Annotated in this window: 22 protein-coding genes; 20 read left to right on the top strand and 2 right to left on the bottom strand. The window is 65.0% G+C overall.

Translation table 11 applies throughout. From position 1 onward, the window contains the following. Positions 1 to 129 precede the first annotated feature (129 nt). Positions 130 to 1,167, top strand: a complete 1,038-nt coding sequence (locus ACK41U_RS02470) for a DUF5671 domain-containing protein (RefSeq protein ID WP_409675439.1) — start codon at positions 130 to 132, stop codon at positions 1,165 to 1,167. Here ACK41U_RS02470 and ACK41U_RS02465 read toward each other — a convergent pair. Both ACK41U_RS02465 and uvrA read right to left on the bottom strand, forming a co-directional pair. After that, positions 1,164 to 1,532, bottom strand: a complete 369-nt coding sequence (locus tag ACK41U_RS02465) for a DUF4260 family protein (RefSeq protein ID WP_409675436.1) — start codon at positions 1,530 to 1,532, stop codon at positions 1,164 to 1,166. The genes ACK41U_RS02470 and ACK41U_RS02465 overlap by 4 nt on opposite strands. Then, complete coding sequence (gene uvrA, locus ACK41U_RS02460) at positions 1,529 to 4,390, bottom strand: excinuclease ABC subunit UvrA (protein ID WP_409675433.1); 2,862 nt, start codon at positions 4,388 to 4,390, stop codon at positions 1,529 to 1,531. Before uvrA ends, ACK41U_RS02465 begins: the two co-directional genes overlap by 4 nt. Before the next feature lie 199 nt (positions 4,391 to 4,589). Here uvrA and ACK41U_RS02455 point away from each other — a divergent pair, with 199 nt between their 5' ends. From ACK41U_RS02455 to ACK41U_RS02365, 19 genes are all read left to right on the top strand, one after another. Further along, complete coding sequence (locus tag ACK41U_RS02455) at positions 4,590 to 8,024, top strand: pyruvate carboxylase (protein ID WP_409675430.1); 3,435 nt, start codon at positions 4,590 to 4,592, stop codon at positions 8,022 to 8,024. Positions 8,025 to 8,304: 280 nt separating this feature from the next. Then, positions 8,305 to 8,622: an NADH-quinone oxidoreductase subunit A gene (locus tag ACK41U_RS02450; protein WP_409675537.1), complete on the top strand. Its 318-nt coding sequence runs from the start codon at positions 8,305 to 8,307 to the stop codon at positions 8,620 to 8,622. After that, positions 8,613 to 9,146, top strand: coding sequence for a NuoB/complex I 20 kDa subunit family protein (locus ACK41U_RS02445; RefSeq protein ID WP_409675427.1), 534 nt, complete (start codon positions 8,613 to 8,615; stop codon positions 9,144 to 9,146). The genes ACK41U_RS02450 and ACK41U_RS02445 overlap by 10 nt, the downstream gene beginning before the upstream one ends. 2 nt (positions 9,147 to 9,148) lie before the next feature. Continuing rightward, on the top strand, positions 9,149 to 9,769 hold the full coding sequence (locus tag ACK41U_RS02440; protein WP_409675425.1) for an NADH-quinone oxidoreductase subunit C: 621 nt from the start codon (positions 9,149 to 9,151) through the stop codon (positions 9,767 to 9,769). Then, positions 9,766 to 11,007, top strand: a complete 1,242-nt coding sequence (locus ACK41U_RS02435) for an NADH-quinone oxidoreductase subunit D (protein WP_409675422.1) — start codon at positions 9,766 to 9,768, stop codon at positions 11,005 to 11,007. Before ACK41U_RS02440 ends, ACK41U_RS02435 begins: the two co-directional genes overlap by 4 nt. Continuing rightward, a complete protein-coding gene (nuoE, locus tag ACK41U_RS02430; protein WP_409675419.1) occupies positions 11,007 to 11,924 on the top strand; it encodes an NADH-quinone oxidoreductase subunit NuoE in 918 nt (305 codons plus the stop codon). Before ACK41U_RS02435 ends, nuoE begins: the two co-directional genes overlap by 1 nt. Before the next feature lie 28 nt (positions 11,925 to 11,952). After that, positions 11,953 to 12,594 carry a hypothetical protein gene (locus tag ACK41U_RS02425; protein WP_409675416.1) on the top strand — a complete coding sequence of 214 codons (642 nt, stop codon included), beginning with the start codon at positions 11,953 to 11,955 and terminating at the stop codon, positions 12,592 to 12,594. Beyond that, positions 12,581 to 12,790, top strand: a complete 210-nt coding sequence (locus ACK41U_RS02420; protein ID WP_409675413.1) for a DUF5337 domain-containing protein — start codon at positions 12,581 to 12,583, stop codon at positions 12,788 to 12,790. The genes ACK41U_RS02425 and ACK41U_RS02420 overlap by 14 nt, the downstream gene beginning before the upstream one ends. A 24-nt stretch (positions 12,791 to 12,814) precedes the next feature. Continuing rightward, on the top strand, positions 12,815 to 14,110 hold the full coding sequence (gene nuoF, locus ACK41U_RS02415) for an NADH-quinone oxidoreductase subunit NuoF (protein ID WP_409675410.1): 1,296 nt from the start codon (positions 12,815 to 12,817) through the stop codon (positions 14,108 to 14,110). A gap of 101 nt (positions 14,111 to 14,211) precedes the next feature. Beyond that, positions 14,212 to 14,607, top strand: coding sequence for a DUF5333 domain-containing protein (locus ACK41U_RS02410; protein WP_409675407.1), 396 nt, complete (start codon positions 14,212 to 14,214; stop codon positions 14,605 to 14,607). A gap of 10 nt (positions 14,608 to 14,617) precedes the next feature. Continuing rightward, positions 14,618 to 16,639: an NADH-quinone oxidoreductase subunit NuoG gene (gene nuoG / locus ACK41U_RS02405; RefSeq protein ID WP_409675404.1), complete on the top strand. Its 2,022-nt coding sequence runs from the start codon at positions 14,618 to 14,620 to the stop codon at positions 16,637 to 16,639. A 5-nt stretch (positions 16,640 to 16,644) separates the two neighbouring features. After that, positions 16,645 to 17,433, top strand: a complete 789-nt coding sequence (locus ACK41U_RS02400; RefSeq protein ID WP_409675401.1) for a hypothetical protein — start codon at positions 16,645 to 16,647, stop codon at positions 17,431 to 17,433. 18 nt (positions 17,434 to 17,451) lie between these two features. Beyond that, positions 17,452 to 18,483: an NADH-quinone oxidoreductase subunit NuoH gene (gene nuoH / locus ACK41U_RS02395; protein WP_409675398.1), complete on the top strand. Its 1,032-nt coding sequence runs from the start codon at positions 17,452 to 17,454 to the stop codon at positions 18,481 to 18,483. Between the two features lie 73 nt (positions 18,484 to 18,556). After that, a complete protein-coding gene (nuoI, locus tag ACK41U_RS02390) occupies positions 18,557 to 19,048 on the top strand; it encodes an NADH-quinone oxidoreductase subunit NuoI (protein ID WP_409675395.1) in 492 nt (163 codons plus the stop codon). Further along, entirely contained in the window at positions 19,045 to 19,458 is a 414-nt protein-coding gene (locus ACK41U_RS02385) for a carboxymuconolactone decarboxylase family protein (protein ID WP_409675392.1), read from the top strand. Before nuoI ends, ACK41U_RS02385 begins: the two co-directional genes overlap by 4 nt. Continuing rightward, positions 19,455 to 20,057: an NADH-quinone oxidoreductase subunit J gene (locus ACK41U_RS02380; protein ID WP_409675389.1), complete on the top strand. Its 603-nt coding sequence runs from the start codon at positions 19,455 to 19,457 to the stop codon at positions 20,055 to 20,057. Before ACK41U_RS02385 ends, ACK41U_RS02380 begins: the two co-directional genes overlap by 4 nt. Before the next feature lie 58 nt (positions 20,058 to 20,115). After that, positions 20,116 to 20,421: an NADH-quinone oxidoreductase subunit NuoK gene (gene nuoK / locus ACK41U_RS02375; RefSeq protein ID WP_304616267.1), complete on the top strand. Its 306-nt coding sequence runs from the start codon at positions 20,116 to 20,118 to the stop codon at positions 20,419 to 20,421. Between the two features lie 6 nt (positions 20,422 to 20,427). After that, complete coding sequence (gene nuoL, locus ACK41U_RS02370; RefSeq protein WP_409675386.1) at positions 20,428 to 22,536, top strand: NADH-quinone oxidoreductase subunit L; 2,109 nt, start codon at positions 20,428 to 20,430, stop codon at positions 22,534 to 22,536. A 1-nt stretch (position 22,537) separates the two neighbouring features. After that, on the top strand, positions 22,538 to 24,094 hold the full coding sequence (locus ACK41U_RS02365; protein ID WP_409675383.1) for an NADH-quinone oxidoreductase subunit M: 1,557 nt from the start codon (positions 22,538 to 22,540) through the stop codon (positions 24,092 to 24,094). Position 24,095 lies beyond the last annotated feature (1 nt).

Below are 24,095 nucleotides of genomic sequence, written 5' to 3'. Positions count from 1 at the left end.
CCTTCGGTGAGCGGTGATTTACGGAAGCGGGCCGGGGGGTGCAAGGGCAAAAATGCGGAGGATGCGAAATTTTTTGCGGCTTGATCCGGGCGCGGGGCGTGGCACTGTGGGGGCCGCGAAGGGGGCATGATGCAGGCACGCGACGAGTTGGGCGCATTTCTGCGCGATGGGCTGGCGGCGGGGCATACGCCCGAGGCGCTGGGCGCTGCGCTGCGCGCGGCGGGCTGGCCGGAGGCGCGGATCGCCGTGGGGCTGGCGCTGTGGCAGCAGGCGCCGGGGCTGCCGCCGGTGCCGGTGCCGCCTGCGGCGCTGTCGCCGCGCGATGCGCTGGTCCACGGGCTGGGATTTGCGGCGCTGGCGATGCTGTCCTGGCATGTGGTGCAGATCGGGTTTCTGCTGGCCGATCAGGTGACCGAGGATGTCGGGCAGGGTGCGGGCTGGGCCGGGTCGGCGCGCTGGCCGGTGGCGATGCTGGTCGTGATGCTGCCGGTTTTTGTATTGCTGCATCTGCGCGGCGCGCCGCCCTCGTTGTTGCGGCGCTGGCTGGCGGCGCTGTCGGGGTTTCTGGCTGGGCTGGCGCTGCTGGGCAGTCTGGCGGCGACGGTGCATGCGCTGCTGTCGGGTGATCTGACGCTGCGATTCGCGCTGAAGGCGGGGGTGGTGGCGGTGACGGCGGCGCTGGTCTTTGCGACCTATCGGGCGGAATTGTCGGCGGCGCGGTCGGCAGCGCGGTCGGGGCGCGCGGGGGCTGTGGGGCTGGCCGGGCTGGGGGTGCTGGCGCTGCTGGGCGGGCTGTGGCTGACGGGCGGGCCGGGGCAGGGCCGCGCCGAGCAGCGCGATGCCGCGCGGATGGCGGATCTGGAGGCGCTGGCGGCGCAGGCGCGCTGTCTGGCGCTGGAGGGGCGGGCGGTGCCGCCCATCGGGGTGTCGGAGCGCTGCCCCGAGGTGGTGCGGGCGGCGGATCCCTGGACCGGGGCGGAGTATCTGGTCGAGGGGATCGGGGGTGACCGGCTGCGGCTCTGTGCGGTGATGGAGAGTGATTCTGTCTGGCGCGATGAGGTGGCCGGGCCGGGCTGTGTGCTGGTCGATCTGTCGGATCTGCGTGCCGGGGCTGGCGGCAATGGGCCGGGGCTGGTGCCGCCGGATGGGGGGATTCTGGCGGATTAGCGGTTGCGTCCGATGCGGCCCAGATGGGTGTCGTGAAAGCCGCTGGGGTGTTTGAGACCGTAGCCGAGCGCGCGGTCGGCGCCGACATGGGTCAGCCAAACGGCGCCTGCCGCGATCAGGCCGGGGGTGCCGGTCAGAAGCCCGAGCAGCGCCAGCAGCAGGCCGCCCGCATAGAGATGGGCGGCGTTGTAGAGCGCGGCGCCCATGCGGGGACCGGCCAGATAGCCAAGCGCCGACAGGTCGGGGGCCAGCAGCGCCAGCGGCCAGAGCCAGAGCGGCCAGCCCGATTGCGTCAGCCCCGCCAGCGGCAGGGCGGCCAGGGCGATCAGCGCACCCTCGGCCCGTTGCCAGGCGATCACGGTCATTCGGCGGCGCGGATGGCGTGTTGCTTCAGAAGCGGGCCGAGATAGTGGCCGGTATGGCTGGCCTGCACCTCCGCGACGGTTTCGGGGGTGCCGGTGGCGACGATCACGCCGCCGCCATCGCCACCCTCGGGGCCGATGTCGATGATCCAGTCGGCGGTCTTGATGACGTCGAGATTATGTTCGATCACCACCACGGTATTGCCCTGATCGACCAGCGAATGCAGGACTTCCAGCAGTTTGCGCACGTCTTCGAAATGCAGGCCGGTCGTGGGCTCGTCGAGGATATAGAGGGTGCGGCCGGTGGCGCGGCGCGACAGTTCCTTGGACAGCTTGACCCGCTGTGCCTCGCCGCCTGACAGGGTCGTGGCCTGCTGGCCGACCTTGATATAGCCCAGACCCACCTGCATCAGCGCGTCCATCTTCTCGCGGATCGAGGGGACGGCGGTGAAGAAGGTTTGCGCGTCTTCTACTGTCATATCAAGAACATCGGCGATGGATTTGCCCTTGAACTGCACCTCCAGCGTTTCGCGGTTATAGCGCTTGCCCTTGCAGGTTTCGCATTCGACATAGACGTCGGGCAGGAAGTGCATCTCGATCTTGATGACGCCGTCGCCCTGGCACGCCTCGCAGCGGCCGCCCTTGACGTTGAAGCTGAAGCGGCCCGGCTTGTAGCCGCGCGCCTTGGATTCGGGCAGGCCCGCGAACCAGTCGCGGATGGGGGTGAAGGCGCCGGTATAGGTGGCGGGGTTCGAGCGCGGCGTGCGTCCGATGGGGCGCTGGTCGATGTCGATGACCTTGTCGAGATGTTCGAGGCCCTTGATCCCCTCGCACGGCGCCGGGGTCTGGCGGGCGCCGTTGAGGCGCAGCGATGCGGTCTTGAACAGGGTCTCGATGGTCAGGGTGGATTTGCCGCCGCCCGAGACGCCGGTGACGCAGACGAATTTGCCAAGCGGAAAGTCGGCCGAGACGTTTTTCAGGTTGTTGCCGGTGGCGCCCTTGACGGTGATCTTCTTGCCGTTGCCCTTGCGGCGGGTGCCGGGCACCGGGATCGCGCGGGCGCCCGACAGGTATTGGCCGGTCAGGCTGGCGGGGTCGGCGGCGATCTGGTCGGGGGTGCCGTGGCTGACCACGGTGCCGCCATGCACGCCCGCGCCGGGGCCCATGTCAAAGACGTAATCGGCATGGCGGATCGCGTCTTCGTCATGTTCGACGACCAGCACGGAATTGCCCTGATCGCGCAGATTGACCAGCGTGGTCAGCAGGCGGTCATTGTCGCGCTGGTGCAGCCCGATGGACGGTTCGTCCAGCACGTAAAGCACGCCGGTCAGGCCGGACCCGATCTGGGAGGCGAGACGGATGCGCTGGCTTTCGCCGCCCGACAGGGTGCCTGCGGCGCGCGACAGGGTGAGGTAATCGAGGCCGACATTGACAAGGAAACCAAGGCGTTCGCGGATTTCCTTGAGAATCGCGGCGGCGATTTCGTTTTTCTGTTTCGACAGGTGGTTCGGCGCATCCTCGACCCAGGCCAGCGCCTGACGGATCGACAGTTCGACCACCTGACCGACATGGGTGCCCGCGATTTTCACCGCCAGCGCCTCGGGTTTCAGGCGATAGCCGGCGCAGGCGCCGCAGGGGCGGTTGTTCTGATAGCGCTCGAATTCCTCGCGGACCCAGTTGCTGTCGGTCTCGCGCAGGCGGCGCTCCATATTCGGGATGACGCCCTCGAAGCTGCGGGTGACCTCGTAGACGCGGCCCGCATCGTCAAAGCGGAACTTGATTTCCTCGCCCTGCGAGCCGCGGATGAACAGGTCGCGCACGGATTGGGGCAGGTCTTTCCACGGGGTTTTCTTGTCGAAACCGTAATGCTTGGCCAGCGCGTTGATGGTCTGGGTCAGATAGGCGGATTTCGAGCGTGCCCAAGGCGCGATGGCGCCCTTGTCCACCGACAAAGACGGGTCGGGCACGACGAGGCGATCGTCAAAGAACAGTTCCACCCCAAGGCCGTCGCAGACCGGGCAGGCGCCGAAGGGGGCGTTGAACGAGAACAGGCGTGGTTCGATTTCGGGGATGGTGAAGCCACTGACCGGGCAGGCAAATTTCTCGGAAAAGGTCAGGCGTTCGGGTTCCGCGTCGCCTTCTGTCGCCAGTTCCAGATGGGCGATGCCATCGGCCAGATCCAGCGCGGTGCGCAAGCTGTCGGCCAGACGGGTTTCCAGCCCCTCGCGCACGACGATGCGGTCCACGACCACGTCGATATTGTGGCGGAATTTCTTGTCCAGCACCGGCGGCTCGTCCAGATCGTGGAAGGTGCCGTTGACCTTGACGCGCTGAAAGCCCTGCTTGCGCAGCTCCATGAATTCCTTGCGGTATTCGCCTTTGCGGTCGCGCACGATGGGGGCCAGAAGATAGGCGCGCGTGCCCTCGGGCAGGGCCATGGTGCGGTCGACCATGTCCTGGACCTGCTGCGCCTCGATCGGCTGGCCGGTGGCGGGGGAATAGGGCGTGCCGGCGCGCGCAAACAGCAGGCGCAGATAGTCGTAGATCTCGGTCACGGTGCCGACGGTTGAACGCGGGTTCTTCGATGTCGTCTTTTGCTCGATGCTGATGGCGGGCGACAGGCCCGAGATGTGATCGACATCGGGCTTGCCCATCATGTCGAGGAACTGGCGCGCATAGGCCGACAGGCTTTCGACATAGCGCCGCTGCCCCTCGGCATAGATCGTGTCGAAGGCCAGCGAGGATTTGCCGCTGCCCGACAGGCCGGTGATGACCACCAGCTTGTCGCGCGGGATGTCCATGTCCACGCCCTTGAGATTATGTTCGCGCGCGCCGCGCACTTCGATGAACTTCTGTTCCATGGCGTGTCCCCGTGTCCAGTGGCATCAGATAGGCACGCGGGGCGGAAAAGCAAGTTCCAAATGCGAACGAAGGGGGAACGGGCGGCGGCCCTGCGACTTTCGCAGCGATTGCCTGCTTAGGGGCAGTGGTTAACGCTATCACTTGCGCCGCATTGCAGCATTGCTAAGGTATGCCCGGTTGATGACAAGGGGGACGGGGATGTTCAAAAAGATTCTGATTGCCAACCGGGGCGAGATTGCGATTCGCGTGATGCGGGCGGCGAACGAGCTGGGCAAGAAGACCGTCGCGGTCTATGCCGAGGAAGACAAGCTGGGTCTGCACCGCTTCAAGGCCGACGAGGCTTACCGGATCGGCGAGGGTCTGGGGCCGGTCGCGGCCTATCTGTCCATCCCCGAGATCATCCGTGTGGCGAAACTGTCGGGCGCCGATGCGATCCATCCGGGCTATGGTCTGCTGTCCGAGAACCCCGATTTCGTCGATGCGTGCTTTGAGGCCGGGATCACCTTTATCGGCCCACGCGCCGACACGATGCGTGCGCTTGGCGACAAGGCCAGTGCCCGGCGTGTGGCGATCGAGGCCGGTGTGCCGGTCATCCCCGCGACCGAAGTGCTGGGCGAGGATTTCGACGCGATCAAGCGTGAGGCCGCCGAGGTCGGCTATCCGCTGATGCTGAAGGCCAGCTGGGGCGGCGGCGGGCGCGGCATGCGCCCGATCAACAACCCCGAAGAGCTGATCGAGAAGGTCCGCGAGGGGCGCCGCGAGGCCGAGGCGGCATTCGGCAATGGCGAAGGTTATCTGGAAAAGATGATCCTGCGCGCGCGCCATGTCGAGGTGCAGCTGCTGGGCGACACGCATGGCGGCCTCTATCATCTGTACGAGCGTGACTGCACCGTGCAGCGCCGCAACCAGAAGGTCGTGGAACGCGCCCCTGCGCCCTATCTGACCGAGGAACAGCGCGCCGAGGTCTGCGGGCTGGCCTTGGAGATCGGGCGGGCGGTCGGCTATCAGAACGCGGGCACCGTCGAGTTCCTGATGGATATGGACGATGACAAGTTCTATTTCATCGAGGTGAACCCCCGCGTTCAGGTTGAGCATACCGTGACCGAAGAGGTCACCGGCATCGACATCGTGCAGGCGCAGATCCGCATTGCCGAGGGTGAGACTCTGGCCGATGCCACCGGGCACGCGGCGCAGGAGCAGATCACCCTGTCGGGCCATGCGCTGCAATGCCGGGTCACGACGGAAGATCCGCAGAACAACTTTATTCCCGATTACGGGCGCATCACGGCCTATCGCAGCGCGACGGGCATGGGCATCCGGCTGGATGGCGGCACCGCCTATTCGGGCGGGGTGATCACGCGCTATTACGATTCGCTGTTGGTCAAGGTGACGGCCTGGGCACAGACGCCCGATCAGGCGATCCGCCGGATGGACCGGGCCTTGCGCGAATTCCGGGTGCGGGGCGTCAGCACGAATATTGATTTCGTCATCAACCTGCTGAAACATCCGGTGTTTCTGGATGACACCTATACGACCAAGTTCATCGACACGACCGATGATCTGTTCGACTTCAAGAAGCGCAAGGACCGGGCGACCAAGATCCTGACCTATCTGGCCGATATTTCGGTGAACGGGCACCCAGAGACCGCGGGACGTGTGCTGCCGCCCGCGCAGGCGCGCCCGCCGCTGGCGCCCGAGGCCAAGGCCGCGCCTGCGCCGGGCACAAGGCAGATGCTGGAAAGCCAGGGCGCGCAGGCGGTGGCCGACTGGATGGCGGCGCAAAAGCAGTTGCTGATTACCGACACCACCATGCGCGACGGGCACCAGAGCCTGCTGGCGACGCGGATGCGGTCGATCGACATGATCCATGTGGCGCCCAGCTATGCCGCCAACCTGCCGCAGCTGTTCAGCGTCGAATGCTGGGGCGGTGCGACCTTTGATGTGGCGTATCGCTTCCTGCAGGAATGCCCGTGGCAGCGGCTGCGCGACATTCGCGCGCGGATGCCGAACCTGATGACGCAGATGCTGCTGCGCGCCAGCAACGGGGTCGGTTACACCAACTATCCCGACAATGTGGTGCAGTTCTTTGTGAAACAGGCGGCCGAGACGGGCGTGGATGTGTTCCGCGTCTTTGACAGCCTCAACTGGGTCGAGAATATGCGCGTCGCCATGGATGCGGTGATCGAGTCGGGCAAGATCTGCGAAGGCACGGTCTGTTATACCGGCAATATGCTGGACCCGGACCGGGCCAAGTATGACCTGAAATACTATGTGCAGACCGCGCAGGAGCTGAAGGCGGCGGGGGCGCATGTGCTGGGCCTCAAGGATATGGCCGGGCTGCTGAAACCGGCGGCGGCGCGCATCCTGATCAAGGCGCTGAAGGAAGAGGTGGGCCTGCCCATTCATTTCCACACCCATGACACCAGCGGCATGGGCGGGGCGACGATTCTGGCCGCCGCCGAGGCGGGCGTCGATGCGGTCGATTGTGCCATGGACGCGCTGTCGGGCAACACCAGCCAGCCCACGATGGGCAGCGTGGTCGAGGCGCTGGCCCAGACCGACCGCGACACCGGGCTGGACATCGCCGCCATCCGCCAGATCAGCAATTACTGGGAACGCGTGCGCGAGAATTACGCGGCGTTTGAATCGGGCCTGCAATCGCCCGCCTCCGAGGTCTATCTGCACGAGATGCCGGGCGGGCAGTTCACCAACCTCAAATCGCAGGCGCGGTCGATGGGGCTGGAGGATCGCTGGCACGAGGTGGCGCAGGCCTATGCCGATGTGAACCGCATGTTCGGGGATATCGTCAAGGTCACGCCGTCCTCCAAGGTGGTGGGGGACATGGCGCTGATGATGGTGGCGCAGAACCTGACGCCCGAACAGGTCATGGACCCCTCGGTCGAGGTCAGCTTTCCCGACAGCGTGCTGGACATGATGCGCGGCAATCTGGGGCAACCTCCGGGGGGCTGGCCGCAGGCGATCCAGAAAAAGGTGCTGAAAGGCGAGGCGCCGATCACCGACCGCCCCGGCGCCCATCTGGAGCCGGTCGATCTGGAACAGGTCCGCGCGAAGCTGTCGGCGGAGCTGGACGACAAGGTGATCGACGACGAGGATCTGAACGGCTACCTGATGTATCCCAAGGTCTTCACCGACTATATGGCGCGGCACGAGACCTATGGCCCGGTGCGCACCCTGCCGACCCGCAGCTTTTTCTACGGGATGGAGCCGGGGCAGGAGATCAGCGTCGAGATCGACCCCGGCAAGACGCTGGAAATCCGGCTGCTGACCATGGGCGAGACCGACGAAAAGGGCGAGATGAAGGTCTTTTTCGAGCTGAACGGCCAGCCGCGCAGCATCCGGGTGCCCAACCGCAAGGCAGGCGGCGGGGCTGCGGCCCGGCCCAAGGCCGATCCGGCGAATGCGGGCCATGTCGGGGCGCCGATGCCGGGGGTCGTGGCCTCGGTCGCGGTGACGGCGGGGCAGGCGGTCAAGCAGGGTGACATGCTGCTGACCATCGAGGCGATGAAGATGGAGACCGGGCTGCATGCCGACCGCGACGGCACCGTCAAGGCGGTCCATGTCACGCCGGGCACCCAGATCGACGCCAAGGATCTGCTGGTCGAGATCGAATAAGCGGCCCCTTGCAGAGTCAGCCGGGGGCCTGCCTTTGCGCGGGCCCCTTTGCATGAGCACGGTGGGCGCGGCGTTGCGGCGGGCTGCGTCGCCTGCGGGCAACTGGTACATTTCGACGCGGAATCCGCTGCCCGCGCCCGTTGACCCCGCCGCCTGCCGGGTCTAAACGGCAGACAGCCAACCCGTCGCGGGGCAGCCATGATCCTCGCGACCGACAAGGGGATCAAAGCCCGTGGACACTCTTTTGCAGGACTATCTGCCGGTTCTCGTTTTTGCGGGGATGGCTGCTGCACTCGCGCTGATACTGCTGTTGTCGGCCATCGTGATCGCGGTGCGCAACCCGGACCCGGAAAAGGTCAGCGCCTATGAATGCGGGTTCAACGCCTTTGACGACTCGCGCATGAAATTCGACGTGCGGTTCTATCTGGTCGCCATCCTGTTCATCATCTTCGATCTGGAAGTGGCGTTCCTGTTCCCCTGGGGCGTCAGCCTGCAGCATATCAGCGACACGGCGTTCTGGTCGATGATGGTGTTTCTGGGCGTGCTGACCGTGGGCTTTGCCTATGAGTGGAAGAAGGGGGCCTTGGAATGGGCGTGATGGCTGGGGCGAATACCGCCGGACCCGACCGCGAGGTCGCCACACAGGCGCTGAACCGCGAATTGCAGGACAAGGGCTTCCTGCTGACCACGACCGAGGACATCATCAACTGGGCGCGCAACGGGTCGCTGCACTGGATGACCTTCGGTCTGGCCTGCTGCGCGGTCGAGATGATGCACACCTCGATGCCGCGCTATGATCTGGAACGTTTCGGCACCGCGCCGCGCGCATCCCCGCGCCAGTCGGATCTGATGATCGTCGCGGGCACGCTGACCAACAAGATGGCGCCCGCCTTGCGCAAGGTCTATGACCAGATGCCCGAGCCGCGTTATGTCATCAGCATGGGCAGCTGTGCCAATGGCGGCGGCTATTACCATTACAGCTATTCGGTGGTGCGCGGCTGCGACCGCATCGTGCCGGTGGACATCTATGTTCCCGGCTGCCCGCCGACCGCCGAGGCGCTGCTCTATGGTATCCTGCAACTTCAGCGCCGCATCCGGCGCACCGGCACGTTGGTGAGGTGAGCATGGCCGTCTATCCCGATCTCGACGCGCTGGAGCAACTGGGCGACCATATCCGCCATCGCCGTCCCAATGAGGTGGTCGATGCAGGCGTCGCCCATGGCGAGCTGACCGTGACCGCCACGGCGGCGGGCATTCTGGACCTGATCGACTTTCTGCGCGGCGACAGCACCTGCCGGTTCTCGACGCTGGTGGACATTACGGCGGTCGATTACCCGGCCCGCCCGCAGCGCTTTGATGTCGTCTGGCATTTCCTGTCGATGTATCAGAACCAGCGCATCCGGGTGAAGGTCGCCATCCGCGAGGATGAGATGCTGCCGACGCTGACCAATATCTATCCCAGCGCCAACTGGTTCGAGCGCGAGGTGTTCGACATGTTCGGCATCCTGTTCACCGGCCATCCCGACATGCGCCGCATCCTGACCGATTACGGCTTTACCGGCCATCCGCTGCGCAAGGATTTCCCGACCACCGGCTATGTCGAGGTCCGCTATGACGAGGCCGAAAAGCGCGTCGTCTACGAGCCGGTGAAGCTGGTGCAGGAATACCGGCAGTTCGATTTCCTCTCGCCCTGGGAGGGCGCGCAATACGTGCTGCCGGGCGATGAGAAGGGGGCCAAGACATGATGGACGGCGACATCCGCAAGAACCAGTATGATGACGGCACCTCGGACGTTCTGACCGACGAGCAGCGCATCCGCAATTTCAACGTCAACTTCGGCCCCCAGCACCCTGCCGCGCATGGCGTGCTGCGTCTGGTGCTGGAGCTGGACGGCGAGATCGTGGAACGCGCCGATCCGCATATCGGGCTGCTGCATCGCGGCACCGAAAAGCTGATGGAAAGCCGCACCTATCTGCAGAACCTGCCCTATTTCGACCGGCTGGATTACGTCAGCCCGATGAATCAGGAACATGCCTGGTGTCTGGCGATCGAGCGGCTGACCGGCACCGCCGTGCCGCGCCGCGCCAGTCTGATCCGGGTGCTGTATTGCGAGATCGGGCGCATTCTGAACCACCTGCTGGGCCTGACCACCGGGGCGCTGGATGTGGGCGCGCTGACGCCGCCGCTGTGGGGGTTCGAGGCGCGCGAGGATCTGATGATCTTTTACGAACGCGCCTGCGGGGCGCGGCTGCATGCGGCCTATTTCCGGCCCGGCGGCGTGCATCAGGATCTGCCGCCCGACCTGCTGGACGACATCGAGGCATGGTGCGACAGGTTCCCCAATGTGCTGAACGATCTGGACACGCTGCTGACCGAGAACCGCATCTTCAAGCAGCGGCTGGTCGGCATCGGCGTGGTCAGCGAACAGGATGCGCTGGACTGGGGTTTCTCGGGCGTGATGGTGCGCGGATCGGGCATGGCCTGGGATCTGCGGCGCAGCCAGCCCTATGAATGCTATGACGAATTCGACTTCAAGATCCCGGTCGGCACCAATGGCGACTGCTATGACCGCTTCCTGTGCCGGATGCAGGAGATGCGCGAGTCGATCTCGATCATGCAGCAGGCGATCACCAAGCTGCGGGCCGAGGGGCCGGGCGATGTGATGTCGCGCGGCAAGATCACGCCGCCCAAGCGCGCCGACATGAAGCGCGACATGGAAAGCCTGATCCATCACTTCAAGCTGTATACCGAGGGCTTCAAGGTCCCCGCGGGCGAGGTTTACGCCGCCGTCGAGGCGCCCAAGGGCGAATTCGGCGTCTATCTGGTCAGCGACGGCACCAACAAACCCTATCGCGCCAAGCTGCGCGCGCCGGGCTTTCTGCATCTGCAGGCGATGGACTGGATGGCGCGGGGTCACATGCTGGCCGATGTGCCCGCCCTCATCGCCACCCAGGACATTGTTTTCGGAGAGGTTGACCGCTGATGCTGCGCCGCCTGCACCCCGTCCAGCCGGACAGCTTTGAATTCACCCCCGCGAACCTTGACTGGGCGCGGGCCCAGATGACCAAATACCCGGAAGGCCGCCAGCAATCGGCGATCATCCCGATCCTGTGGCGCGCGCAGGAACAAGAGGGCTGGCTGTCGCGGCCTGCCATCGAATATTGCGCCACCCTGCTGGGCATGGCCTATATCCGGGCGCTGGAAGTTGCGACATTCTACTTTATGTTCCAGCTGCAACCCGTTGGCAGAGTGGCCAATATCCAGATCTGTGGCACCACCACCTGCATGATCTGCGGCGCCGAGGCGCTGATCGAAGTCTGCAAGCGCAAGATCGCCGCGACCCCGCATACCGTTTCCGCTGACGGCAAGTTCAGTTGGGAAGAGGTCGAATGTCTGGGCGCCTGCGCCAATGCGCCGATGGCCCAGATCGGCAAGGATTATTACGAGGATCTGACGCCGGAACGCCTTGAGGCGCTGATTGACCGCATGTCGGCGGGCGAGGTGCCTCTGCCCGGCTCGCAGGCCGGGCGGTTCGCCTCCGAGCCTGCGGCGGGGCTGAGCAGCCTGACCGGGATTGACCGGGCGGAAAGCGCCAATGCCAGCGTCACGCTGGCCCGCGATCTGGGTGAGACGCTGAAGCGGATCGACGGGACCGAGGTGCCGATCCTGACCAAATGGCTGGACCGCGCCCGTCCCGAAGCGGCGGCGGATGACCAGCAGGGCGAGAACACGATCGACGAGGCCGACCCCAGGCCGTCCGAGGGTGTCCCCGCCGACAAGACCGGCGCGACCGTGCAGGAGGCGCAGGCGGCCTCGGCGGCGCGCCCGGAATCGGCGCGCGAGCCGGAAGGCGTGCGGGATGATGAGGCGGCCGGGAAAGACCCGAAGAACGGGGCCTGAGCGACAGGCCCGCGGACAGGAGCACAGAATGGACGGCGCCACACGCAGCACATGCCACCTGACCGGGGCCATCGCGGGGCTGCTGGTTTTCCTGTCGCTGGGGCTGTTCGGTCAGTCGGGCCTGATCGCGGCGCTGGTTCTGGGCGTGATTGCGGGCGCGGTGCTGAGCGAGGTTCTGGTCTGGCTGATCTGTGAGGGTGTGACGGCGATGGATGGATCGCAATTGCTGGCCGAAACGGCGGTGCCTGCGGCGGGCCTTGGGGTGGACCGGGCCGAGCTGGTGGCGCCGGTGGCGGCGCAGCCCCGGTTCGCTGCGTTGGTGGCGGATGCGGGCATGGCGCCTTCGGGCGATGCGCAGGTGGCGCATGGCCGGGCCGCCCCGGCCGAGCCCGAGGGCGGCATCTATGGCCGCCGGGCTGTGGCCGGGCCGCCTGCCGAGGATCTGACCCGGATCACCGGGATCGGGCCCAAGGTGGCGGCGTCGCTGCATGCGGCGGGGGTGACGCGCTTTGCGCAGATCGCCGGCTGGGACGAGGCCGCGATCGAGGCCATGGCGGCGCAGATCGGGCGCGGTGCCGGGCTGATCCGGCGCGACGACTGGGTGGGGCAGGCGCGTGCGCTGGCCGCCGAAGTTGAAGCTGGAACGGGGGGCGGCGATGGCGCAGCCTGACCGTGACGCGCGGCAGATGCGGCTGGTGGCCATCGTGATCGCGGTGACCATGCTGGGATGGCTGGGGCTTCAGGCGCTTGGCCGTGAATATGACCTGGCGGCGCGGTGGGCCTATCTGGCCGACCTTGCCGCCATCGGCGCTTTTGTCTGGTCGCTGCTGGTGACCTGGCGTATCTGGCGGCGCAGGAATGCGTGACGCCGGGAGTAAAGGATCTAACGGATGCTGAAAGATCAGGACCGCATTTTCACCAACCTCTACGGGATGGGCGACCGCAGTCTGCGGGGCGCTCAGTCACGCGGCCATTGGGACGGCACTGCCGGGATCCTTGGCCGGGGCCGGGACAAGATCATCGAGCAGATGAAGGCCTCGGGCCTGCGCGGGCGCGGCGGGGCGGGCTTTCCGACGGGTCTGAAATGGTCCTTCATGCCCAAGGAATCGGATGGGCGCCCGTCTTATCTGGTGATCAATGCCGATGAATCCGAGCCTGCGACCTGCAAGGACCGCGAGATCATGCGCCATGATCCGCACACCCTGATCGAGGGCGCGCTGATCGCCAGCTTCGCGATGAACGCGCATGTCAGCTATATCTATCTGCGCGGCGAATATATCCGCGAGCGCGAGGCGCTGCAGGCCGCGATCGACGAATGCTATGATGCGGGCCTGCTGGGGCGGAACGCCTGCGGCTCGGGCTGGGATTTCGATCTGTATCTGCATCACGGCGCCGGGGCCTATATCTGCGGCGAGGAAACCGCGCTGCTGGAAAGCCTTGAGGGCAAGAAGGGCATGCCGCGCATGAAGCCGCCGTTCCCGGCGGGCGCGGGCCTCTATGGTTGCCCGACCACGGTGAACAATGTCGAATCCATCGCCGTCGTGCCCACGATCCTGCGGCGCGGCCCGGAATGGTTCGCGGGCTTTGGCCGCCCCAACAATGCGGGCGTCAAGCTGTTCGGGCTGACCGGCCATGTGAACACGCCCTGCGTGGTCGAAGAGGCCATGTCGATCCCGATGAAAGAGCTGATCGACAAGCATGGCGGCGGCATCCGCGGCGGCTGGAAGAACCTCAAGGCGATCATTCCGGGCGGTGCCTCGTGCCCGGTGCTGACGGCGGAACAGTGCGAAACCGCGATCATGGATTACGACGGGATGCGGGATGCGAAGTCCAGTTTCGGGACCGCCTGCATGATCGTGATGGATCAGGACACCGATGTCATCAAGGCCGTGTGGCGGCTGTCAGCCTTCTTCAAGCATGAAAGCTGCGGCCAGTGCACGCCCTGCCGCGAGGGCACCGGCTGGATGATGCGGGTGATGTCGCGGCTGGTCTCGGGCGAGGCCGAGGTCGAGGAAATCGACATGCTGCTGGACGTGACCAAGCAGGTCGAGGGCCACACGATCTGCGCGCTTGGCGATGCGGCGGCCTGGCCGATCCAGGGTCTGATCCGCAATTTCCGCGGCGAGATCGAGGACCGGCTGAAGGCGAAGAAGACCGGGCGCATGGGCGCGCTGGCGGCGGAATGATCGCAAGGGCGGCATATCACGCGGCGCGCACGCGCTCGTGTCGGGCGAAAGCGCGGCCCGGTGGTTATGTGTGGACACATCACCACCGGAAGGACCATGCCATGTTTCGCCCCTTGATTGCCGTCGCCCTGCTGGCCGCCACCCCTGCCGCCGCGCAGGCACCGCTGGCCCAGAACGCCTATGTCACCGACCGCCTGATGCAGGCCCGCGTCGCCGATCTGGTGCGCCGCGGCTGCCCCTCGATCGACGCGCGGATGGTGCGGGCCTTCCGCGAGGCGCGCGCGCTGAAACGCTATGCGCTGGATCAGGGCTATAGCGAGGCGCAGATCGACGCGTTTCTGGACAGCCGCGAGGACCGGCAGCGCATCTACGCGCAGGCCGACCGCTATATGGTCGAACGGGGTGTCGTGAACGGGCAGCCCGACACATTTTGCCGCCTCGGGCGGGACGAAATCGCACGGCAGACGGTCGCAGGATCGTTGCTGAGTGCCAGATAAGGATGGAATCATGGCCGGTTTGCGGACAATCAAGATCGACGGCAGGGACATCGAGGTCGATCCCAACCTGACCCTCATTCAGGCCTGCGAGCAGGCCGGGATCGAGATTCCGCGATTCTGCTATCACGAGCGGCTGTCCATCGCCGGCAATTGCCGCATGTGTCTGGTCGAGGTCGTGGGCGGCCCGCCCAAGCCCGCCGCCAGCTGTGCGATGCAGGTCAAGGATCTGCGGCCCGGCCCCGAGGGCGCGCCGTCGGAGATCCGCACCAACAGCCCGATGGTCAAGAAGGCCCGCGAGGGCGTGATGGAGTTCCTGCTGATCAACCACCCGCTGGATTGCCCGATCTGCGATCAGGGCGGCGAGTGTGACCTGCAGGATCAGGCGATGGCGTATGGCGTCGATTTCAGCCGCTATCGCGAGCCCAAGCGCGCATCCGAGGAACTGAACCTCGGCCCGCTGGTCGAGACCCACATGACGCGCTGCATCAGCTGCACCCGCTGCGTGCGCTTTACCAGCGAGGTCGCGGGCATCACCCAGATGGGTCAGACGGGCCGGGGCGAGGACAGCGAGATCACCAGCTATCTCAATGAGACGCTGGCCTCGAACCTGCAGGGCAATATCATTGATCTGTGCCCGGTCGGCGCGCTGGTCAGCAAGCCCTATGCCTTTACCGCCCGCCCGTGGGAGCTGACCAAGACCGAAAGCATCGACGTGATGGACGCGCTTGGCAGCAGCATCCGCGTTGACACCAAGGGCCGCGAAGTCATGCGCATCCTGCCGCGCAACCATGACGGCGTGAACGAGGAATGGATCAGCGACAAGACCCGCTTTGTCTGGGACGGGCTGCGCCGCCAGCGGCTGGACCGCCCCTATATCCGCGAAAACGGCAAGCTGCGCCCGGCGACCTGGCCCGAGGCGCTGGCCGCTGCGGCGACGGCAATGAAGGGGCGCAAGGTCGCCGGACTGGTGGGCGATCTGGCCCCGGTCGAGGCGGCGTTCAGCCTGAAGGCGCTGATCGAGGGGCTTGGCGGGGCGGTCGAATGCCGCACCGATGGCGCGAAACTGCCCGCAGGCAACCGCTCGGGCTATGTCGGCACCGCGCGGATCGAGGATATTGATACGGCCGAGATGATCCAGCTGATCGGCACCAATCCGCGCGACGAGGCGCCGGTGCTGAACGCGCGCCTGCGCCGCGCATGGGCGCGTGGCGCGCAGATCGGGCTGGTCGGTGAGCCGGTCGATCTGACCTATGACTACCACCATGTCGGCAATGACCGCGCGGCGCTGGAAAGCCTGTCCTCGCGCGAGATCAGCGACGAGACGCGCGAGAAACCGTCGCTGGTGATCGTGGGGCAGGGGGCGCTGCGCGAGGCCGATGGCGCCGCCGTGCTGGCCCATGCGATGACACTGGCCGAGAACAGCAATTCGGGCCTGCTGATCCTGCACACCGCGGCGGGTCGCGTGGGTGCGATGGATGTGGGTGCGGTGACGCAGGGCGGGATGGCCGCGGCGCTGGACGGCGCGCAGGTCGTCTTTAACCTTGGCGCCGATGAGGTCGAGATCGCCGCCGGGCCGGTGGTGATCTATCAGGGCAGCCATGGCGACCGGGGCGCGCATCGCGCCGACATCATCCTGCCCGCCGCCTGCTATACCGAGGAAAGCGGCCTGTTCGTGAACACCGAAGGGCGGCCTCAGCTGGCCCTGCGCGCGAATTTCGCGCCGGGCGAGGCGAAAGAGAACTGGGCGATTCTGCGTGCCCTGTCGGCGGAACTGGGCCAGACCCTGCCCTGGGACAGTATGGCGCAGCTGCGCCGCAAGCTGGTCGAGGCGGTGCCGCATCTGGGCCGCGTCGATCTGGTGCCGGAAAACGACTGGCAGCCCGTTGCTGTGGCAGAACTGGGACGGGCCAGCTTTGTCTACCCGCTGCGTGACTTCTATCTGACCAATCCGATTGCGCGATGCTCGCCCTTGATGGGAGAGTTGTCGCGTATGGCGGCGGCGCGCGGCGCCCCCGCATTAGCCGCGGAGTGACGATGATGCAGTGCCGGACCCGTTTGCCCTTTGCCCCCGCCGCCCTGATCGCCGGCGCGCTGATCCTTGCCGGTTGCGGCGGGACGGCCGTGACATCGCATCAGGACGGCGAGGGCCGCCCACGCGCCAAGCCCGCCGAGGTGACCGCGATGCTGACGGCCTCGGGGCGCGGCGGCGGCGATGTGGGCGGGCTGACGCGGGCCCGCATCTCGACCAAATCCGGCGAGATCCTGATTCTGGAGCCCGATGGCAGCGTCACCACCATGTCGCTGGACAGCGACGCGGGGCGCGATGCCTTCATGGTCTCGCAGGCCGATCTGGAGGCGCTGAACGCCAATCTGGATCTGGATTTCGGCGGCATGGTCGCGCCCAACCTGCCGCGCGAAAAGACCGCGCAGGAAAAGGCGCTGGAAGAGTTTGCGGCGCGTGCCCAGCCGGCGCTGCCCGCCGCACGCGAGGGTGTGACCGCCCAGCCCGATGATTTCATTGCCTTTCGCATCGACACGCTGAATGCCGGTCGTGGCGACGATCTGATCGAGGTGACGGCGAATTTGCGTCGGGGGGTGGACGCCGATATTGCCTTTGCGTATGCCACCTGCGCATTGGCCGGTTGGGCAGACGAGAACGGCGTCGCTTACGGGCGCCATATCCGCACCCTTCAGGCCACCCGCAACGGCAAGCTGCTGGTGGGTTCGGCCTTTACGGTCTCGAACGACCGTCCGCTTGGGCTGCGGGTGATGGAAACAAAAGACACCTTGCGCGAATGCGAGGCACGCGGCATTCCCGCGGCGTAGGAACAGGGACAGGCGATCATGGCTGAATTCTGGACATCTTCGTGGGGCATCGCGCTGATCCTGCTGGCGCAGGGCCTTGCGGTCATCGCCTTCGTGATGCTGTCGCTGATCTATATGGTCTATGGCGACCGCAAGATCTGGGCCGCCGTGCAGATGCGGCGCGGCCCGAACGTGGTCGGCCCCTGGGGGTTGTTGCAGACCTTTGCCGATGCGCTGAAATTCGTGGTCAAGGAACTGGTCGTGCCTGCGGGCGCCGACCGTTTCGTGTTCTTCCTGGCGCCGTTCCTGTCGATGACGCTGGCGCTGTTCGCCTTTGTTGCGATTCCCTTTGCGCCCGGCTGGGTCATGGCCGACCTGAACGTCGCCATCCTGTTCATCTTTGCGGTCTCGTCGCTGGAAGTCTATGGCGTGATCATGGGCGGCTGGGCCTCGAACTCGAAATACCCGTTCCTTGGGTCGCTGCGGTCCGCCGCGCAGATGATCAGCTATGAGGTCAGCCTTGGTCTGATCATCATCGGCATCATCATCTCGGCCGGCTCGATGAACCTGACCGCCATTGTCGAGGCGCAGCGCGGGGCGGGCATCCTGTCGTGGTTCTGGCTGGCGCATCTGCCGATGCTGGCGCTGTTCTTCATCTCGGCGCTGGCGGAAACCAACCGGCCGCCCTTCGATCTGCCCGAAGCAGAGTCGGAACTGGTCGCGGGCTTCATGTCGGAATATTCCTCGACCGCCTATCTGCTGTTCATGGCGGGCGAATACATCGCCATGTGGCTGATGTGCGCGCTGATCAGCCTGCTGTTCTTCGGTGGCTGGCTGTCGCCGATCCCCGGCCTGCCGGATGGCGCGGTCTGGATGTTCCTGAAAATGGTCTTCTGGTTCTTCATGTTCGCCATGGTGAAGGCGATCGTCCCGCGCTATCGCTATGACCAGCTGATGCGCGTCGGCTGGAAGGTGTTCCTCCCGCTGTCGCTGGCCTGGGTGGTTCTGATCGCCTTCCTGGCGCGCTATGAGGTCGCAGGCGGTTTCTGGGCCCGTTGGGCGGGGATGTGATCGCCATGACGCAAGATGCCAGGGTTAATGCGCGGCGCCTGCCTGCCGCACCCAAGCAAGGGGAGCAGTTCTGATGGCTTTCGACATCGCCCGCGCCACCAAGTATTTCCTGCTGGTGGATTTCTTCAAAGGCTTCGGGGTCGGGATGAAGTATTTCTTCGCCCCCAAGGCCACACTGAACTATCCGCATGAAAAAGGTCCGCTGTCGGCCCGTTTCCGGGGCGAACATGCGCTGCGCCGCTATCCCAATGGCGAGGAACGCTGTATCGCCTGCAAGCTGTGCGAGGCGATCTGTCCCGCGCAGGCGATCACCATCGACGCCGAACCGCGCGAGGATGGCTCGCGCCGCACCACGCGCTATGACATCGACATGACCAAATGCATCTATTGCGGTTTCTGTCAGGAGGCCTGCCCGGTAGATGCCATCGTCGAGGGGCCGAATTTCGAGTTCGCCACCGAAACGCGCGAGGAACTGTATTACGACAAGCAGAAACTGCTGGACAACGGCGCCCGCTGGGAAGCCCAGATTGCCCGCAATCTTGCCATGGATGCGCCCTACAGATGACAGATCCATTCACCAAGATGTTCCAGCAGATGATGGCTCAGGGTCAGGAGATGGCGCGGACCTTCAACCCCGCGCTTGAGCATTTCGACCTGAAGGCGGTCGAAAAGATGTTCCCGACCATGCCCTCGGACATGCTGGAGATGTGGTTTGGCCGCACCTTCAACCGCGACGGGCTGGACGCCAAGACCCGGCTGCTGGTGACCATCGCCGCCATGACCGTGCAGGGCGCGCTGGCCGAGCCGCAGCTGCGCCTGACCATCCGCCACGCGATGCAGGCCGGTGCCAAGCCGCGCGAGATCGCCGAGGTCATCTATCAGATGGGGATGTTCGGGGGCCTGCCCGCGATGCAGAAGGCGCTGGAGATCGCGCAGGGCGTGTTCAAGGAAACCGAGGAAAGCGACACAGAATGATTACCTTCGCCTTCTATCTGTTCGCCATCAGTGTCTGCCTGTCAGGCATCATGGTCGTCATGGCGCGTCATCCGGTGCATTCGGTCCTGTGGCTGATCCTGGCCTTCATCTCGGCGGCGGGGCTGTTCATTCTGCTGGGCGCCGAATTCGTCGCCATGCTGCTGATCATCGTCTATGTCGGCGCGGTGGCGGTGCTGTTCCTGTTCGTGGTGATGATGCTGGACGTGGATTTCGGCAGCCTGCGCAGCGAGCTGGTGCGCTATGTCCCCGTCGGCGGGCTGATTGCGCTGGTGCTGCTGGCGCAGCTGGCGGTGGCTTTCGGCAACTGGGAATCCTCGGATCAGTCGCTGGCCATGCGCGCGGTGCCGGTCGAGCCGGGCGTGCAGAACACCAGCGGCATCGGCATGGTGCTGTATGACCGCTATATCCTGCCGTTTCAGGTCTCGGGGCTGATCCTGCTGGTGGCGATGATCGGTGCGATCACGCTGACCATGCGCCATCGCCGCGACATCAAGCGTCAGGACGTGATTGCCCAGATGCACCGCGACCCGGCCAAGGCCATGCAACTGCGCGACGTGAAGCCGGGGCAGGGGCTTTAAGCCTCCGCACCGGCCCATAGGAATTTGAACGGGTAAAGAGCCCGGAGGGACAGAACAGATGATCGGATTGTCACATTACCTGATCGTGGGGGCGGTGCTGTTCGTCACCGGGATCTTTGGTATCTTCGTGAACCGCAAGAACGTCATCGTGATCCTGATGTCGATCGAGCTGATGCTGCTGGCGGTCAACATCAACTTTGTCGCCTTCTCGGCTCATCTGGGCGATCTGACCGGTCAGATATTCACCCTGTTCGTGCTGACCGTCGCCGCCGCCGAGGCCGCGATCGGGCTGGCCATCCTGGTGGTGTTCTTCCGTAACCGCGGCTCGATCGCGGTGGAAGATGTCAACGTGATGAAGGGGTAACGAGCCATGGTGCAATTCATTCTTTTCGCGCCCCTTCTGGCGGCGCTGGTTGCCGGTTTCGGCTGGCGCCTGATCGGCGAGCGTGGGGCGCAGGTGCTGACCACCGCCGTTCTGTTTGCCGCCGCCGCCGCAAGCTGGTTCGTGTTCCTGAGTTTTGACGGCCAGTTGCGCCAGATCCCGGTCATGGACTGGATCGTCTCGGGCGACTTCACCAGCCAATGGGCGATCCGGCTGGACCGGCTGACGGCGATCATGCTGATCGTGGTCACCTCGGTCTCGGCGCTCGTGCATCTGTACAGCTTCGGCTACATGGCGCATGACGAGAACTTCACCGATGACGAGCCCTATCGGGCGCGGTTCTTCGCCTATCTGTCGTTCTTCACCTTCTCGATGCTGATGCTGGTGACGGCCGACAACCTGCTGCAGATGTTCTTTGGCTGGGAGGGCGTGGGCGTCGCCTCGTATCTGCTGATCGGGTTCTACTTCAAGAAACAGTCGGCGGGTGCGGCCGCGATGAAGGCGTTCATCGTCAACCGGGTCGGCGACTTTGGTTTCCTGCTGGGGATCTTTGGTCTGTGGTGGATGACCGGCACGATCCAGTTCGACGAGCTGTTCGCGCAGGTGCCGATGCTGGCCCAGACCCAGATGACCTTCCTGTGGACCGAGTGGAATGCCGCCAATGTGCTGGCCGTGCTGCTGTTCATCGGCGCCATGGGCAAATCGGCGCAGTTGTTCCTGCACACCTGGCTGCCCGACGCGATGGAAGGCCCGACGCCCGTGTCGGCGCTGATCCACGCGGCCACGATGGTCACGGCGGGGGTGTTCCTTGTCTGCCGGATGTCGCCGCTCTATGAATTCGCGCCCGAAGCCAAGATGTTCATCGTGATCATCGGCGCCACCACCGCGTTCTTTGCCGCGACCGTGGGTCTGGTGCAGAACGACATCAAGCGCGTGATCGCCTATTCGACCTGTTCGCAGCTGGGCTATATGTTCGTGGCGGCGGGTGTGGGCGTCTATTCGGTCGCCATGTTCCACCTGTTCACCCATGCCTTTTTCAAGGCGATGCTGTTTCTGGGCGCCGGTTCGGTGATCCATGCGATGCATCACGAGCAGGACATGCGGAATTACGGCGGTCTGCGCAAAAAGATCCCGCTGACCTTCTGGGCGATGATGATCGGCACGCTGGCCATCACCGGGGTGGGCATCCCGCTGACCCATATCGGTTTCGCCGGTTTCCTGTCCAAGGATGCGGTGATCGAAAGCGCCTTTGTCGGCAGCAAATACGCCTTCTGGATGCTGGTGATCGCGGCGCTGATGACCAGCTTCTACAGCTGGCGGCTGATGTTCATGACCTTCTTCGGCAAGCCGCGCGGCGATCATCATGCGCATGATCACGCCCATGAAAGCCCGCGCGTGATGACCATTCCGCTGGTCGTGCTGGCGGTCGGGTCGATCTTTGCCGGGATGATCTGGTACAACAGCTTCTTCGAGGAAGACGGCGTGCAGCGGTTCTTTGGCCTGCCGGTGGCCGAGGCCGAACATGCCGCATCCGAGGGCGCCGAGACGCATGCGACCGACGCCCCTGCGGGCGAGGTTGTGGCGGCCGATGCTGGCCATGCTGCGGGCGACGCGGCGGGCGGCATCCGCACCGAGGGTGTCACCGTCGGGCAGGGCGCGATCTATATGCACCCGGACAACCATGTCATGCATGACGCGCATTACGTCCCGGCCTGGGTCAAGGTGTCGCCCTTTGTCGCGATGCTGATCGGTCTGGCGCTGGCCTGGCTGATGTATATCCGCCACCCCGAGGCGCCTGCGAAACTGGCCGCCCAGCAGCGGGGGCTGTATCAGTTCCTGCTGAACAAGTGGTATTTCGACGAGCTTTACGACTTTGTCTTTGTCCGCCCGGCGCGCTGGATTGGTGCCAAGCTGTGGACGCGCGGTGACGGAGCCGTTATCGACGGCGCCATCAACGGGCTGGCGATGGGAATCATCCCGCGGCTGACCCGCTTCGCCGGACGGGTGCAGTCGGGCTATGTGTTCCACTATGCCTTTGCCATGGTGCTGGGGATTGTGGGCTTGCTGATCTGGGTGATGATGCGGGGCGCGCACTGACATGACGAACCTTCTTTCGATCATCACCTTCCTGCCCATCGTGGCGGCGGGCATTCTGGCCCTGTTCCTGCGCGGCGACGACGCCGCCTCGCAGAAGAACGCCAAATGGCTGGCGCTGATCGCGACCGGCGCGACCTTCCTGATCTCGCTGTTCCTGCTGACCGGGTTCGACCCCGGCAATACCGGGTTCCAGTTCGTCGAGGATCACGCCTGGATCATGGGCCTGCGCTACAAGATGGGCGTGGACGGCATCTCGATCCTGTTCGTGATGCTGACCACCTTCCTGATGCCGCTGACCATCCTGTCCTGCTGGGACGTGAAGGTGCGGGTCAAGGAATACATGATCGCGTTTCTGGTGCTGGAGGGGCTGATGATCGGCGTCTTCACGGCGCTGGATCTGATCCTGTTCTATCTGTTCTTCGAGGCCGGTCTGATCCCGATGTTCCTGATCATCGGCATCTGGGGCGGGGCGAACCGGATTTACGCCTCGTTCAAGTTCTTCCTCTATACGTTCGTCGGCTCGGTGCTGATGCTGGTGGCGATGATCGCCATGGCGCGGGTGGCGGGCACGACCGATATCGTGGAACTGCTGGCCTTCGACTTTCCGTCCGACACGACGCGCGTGCTGGGCATGACCGTCATCGGCGGCATGCAGACGCTGCTGTTCCTGGCCTTCTTTGCCAGCTTCGCGGTCAAGATGCCGATGTGGCCGGTTCATACCTGGCTGCCGGATGCCCACGTTCAGGCGCCGACGGCAGGTTCGGTCGTGCTGGCCGCCGTGCTGCTGAAGATGGGCGGATATGGCTTCCTGCGGTTCAGCCTGCCGATGTTCCCGGTCGCCTCGGACCTGTTGCAGCCGATGGTGTTGTGGCTGTCGGCGATTGCCGTGGTCTATACCTCGCTGGTGGCGCTGGCGCAGTCGGACATGAAAAAGCTGATCGCCTATTCGTCGGTCGCCCATATGGGTTACGTCACGATGGGGATCTTTGCCGCGAACCAGCAGGGGCTGGACGGCGCGATCTTTCAGATGATCTCGCACGGGTTCATCTCGGGCGCGCTGTTCCTGTGTGTGGGGGTCATCTATGACCGCATGCACACGCGGGAAATCGACGCCTATGGCGGGCTGGTGAACCGGATGCCGGTCTATGCGCTGGTGTTCATGTTCTTCACCATGGCCAATGTCGGCTTGCCGGGCACCTCGGGCTTTGTGGGCGAGTTCCTGACCCTGCTGGGCGTGTTCCATGCCAACACCTGGGTGGCCTTTGTCGCCGCGACCGGGGTGATCCTGTCGGCGGGCTATGCGCTGTGGCTGTATCGCCGCGTCACCATGGGCGCACTGATCAAGGAAAGCCTGAAGACCATCACCGACATGACGGCGCGCGAAAAGTGGATCTTTGCACCGCTGATCGCGATGACCCTGCTGCTGGGCGTCTATCCGCGCCTTGTCACCGACATCACCGGCCCCTCGGTCGAGGCTTTGCTGGTGAATTTCAACGACGCGCTGCCGTCCGAGGCCGCCGCAAGCGACGATCTGGCGCAAGCCAGCGTCAGCCATTGAG

Source organism: Paracoccus sp. (in: a-proteobacteria), assembly GCF_046289755.1.
In the GTDB taxonomy this organism is placed as follows: domain Bacteria; phylum Pseudomonadota; class Alphaproteobacteria; order Rhodobacterales; family Rhodobacteraceae; genus Paracoccus.
Note: the sequence above shows the minus strand (reverse complement) of the source record. Positions and strands in the feature narration are given on the sequence as shown.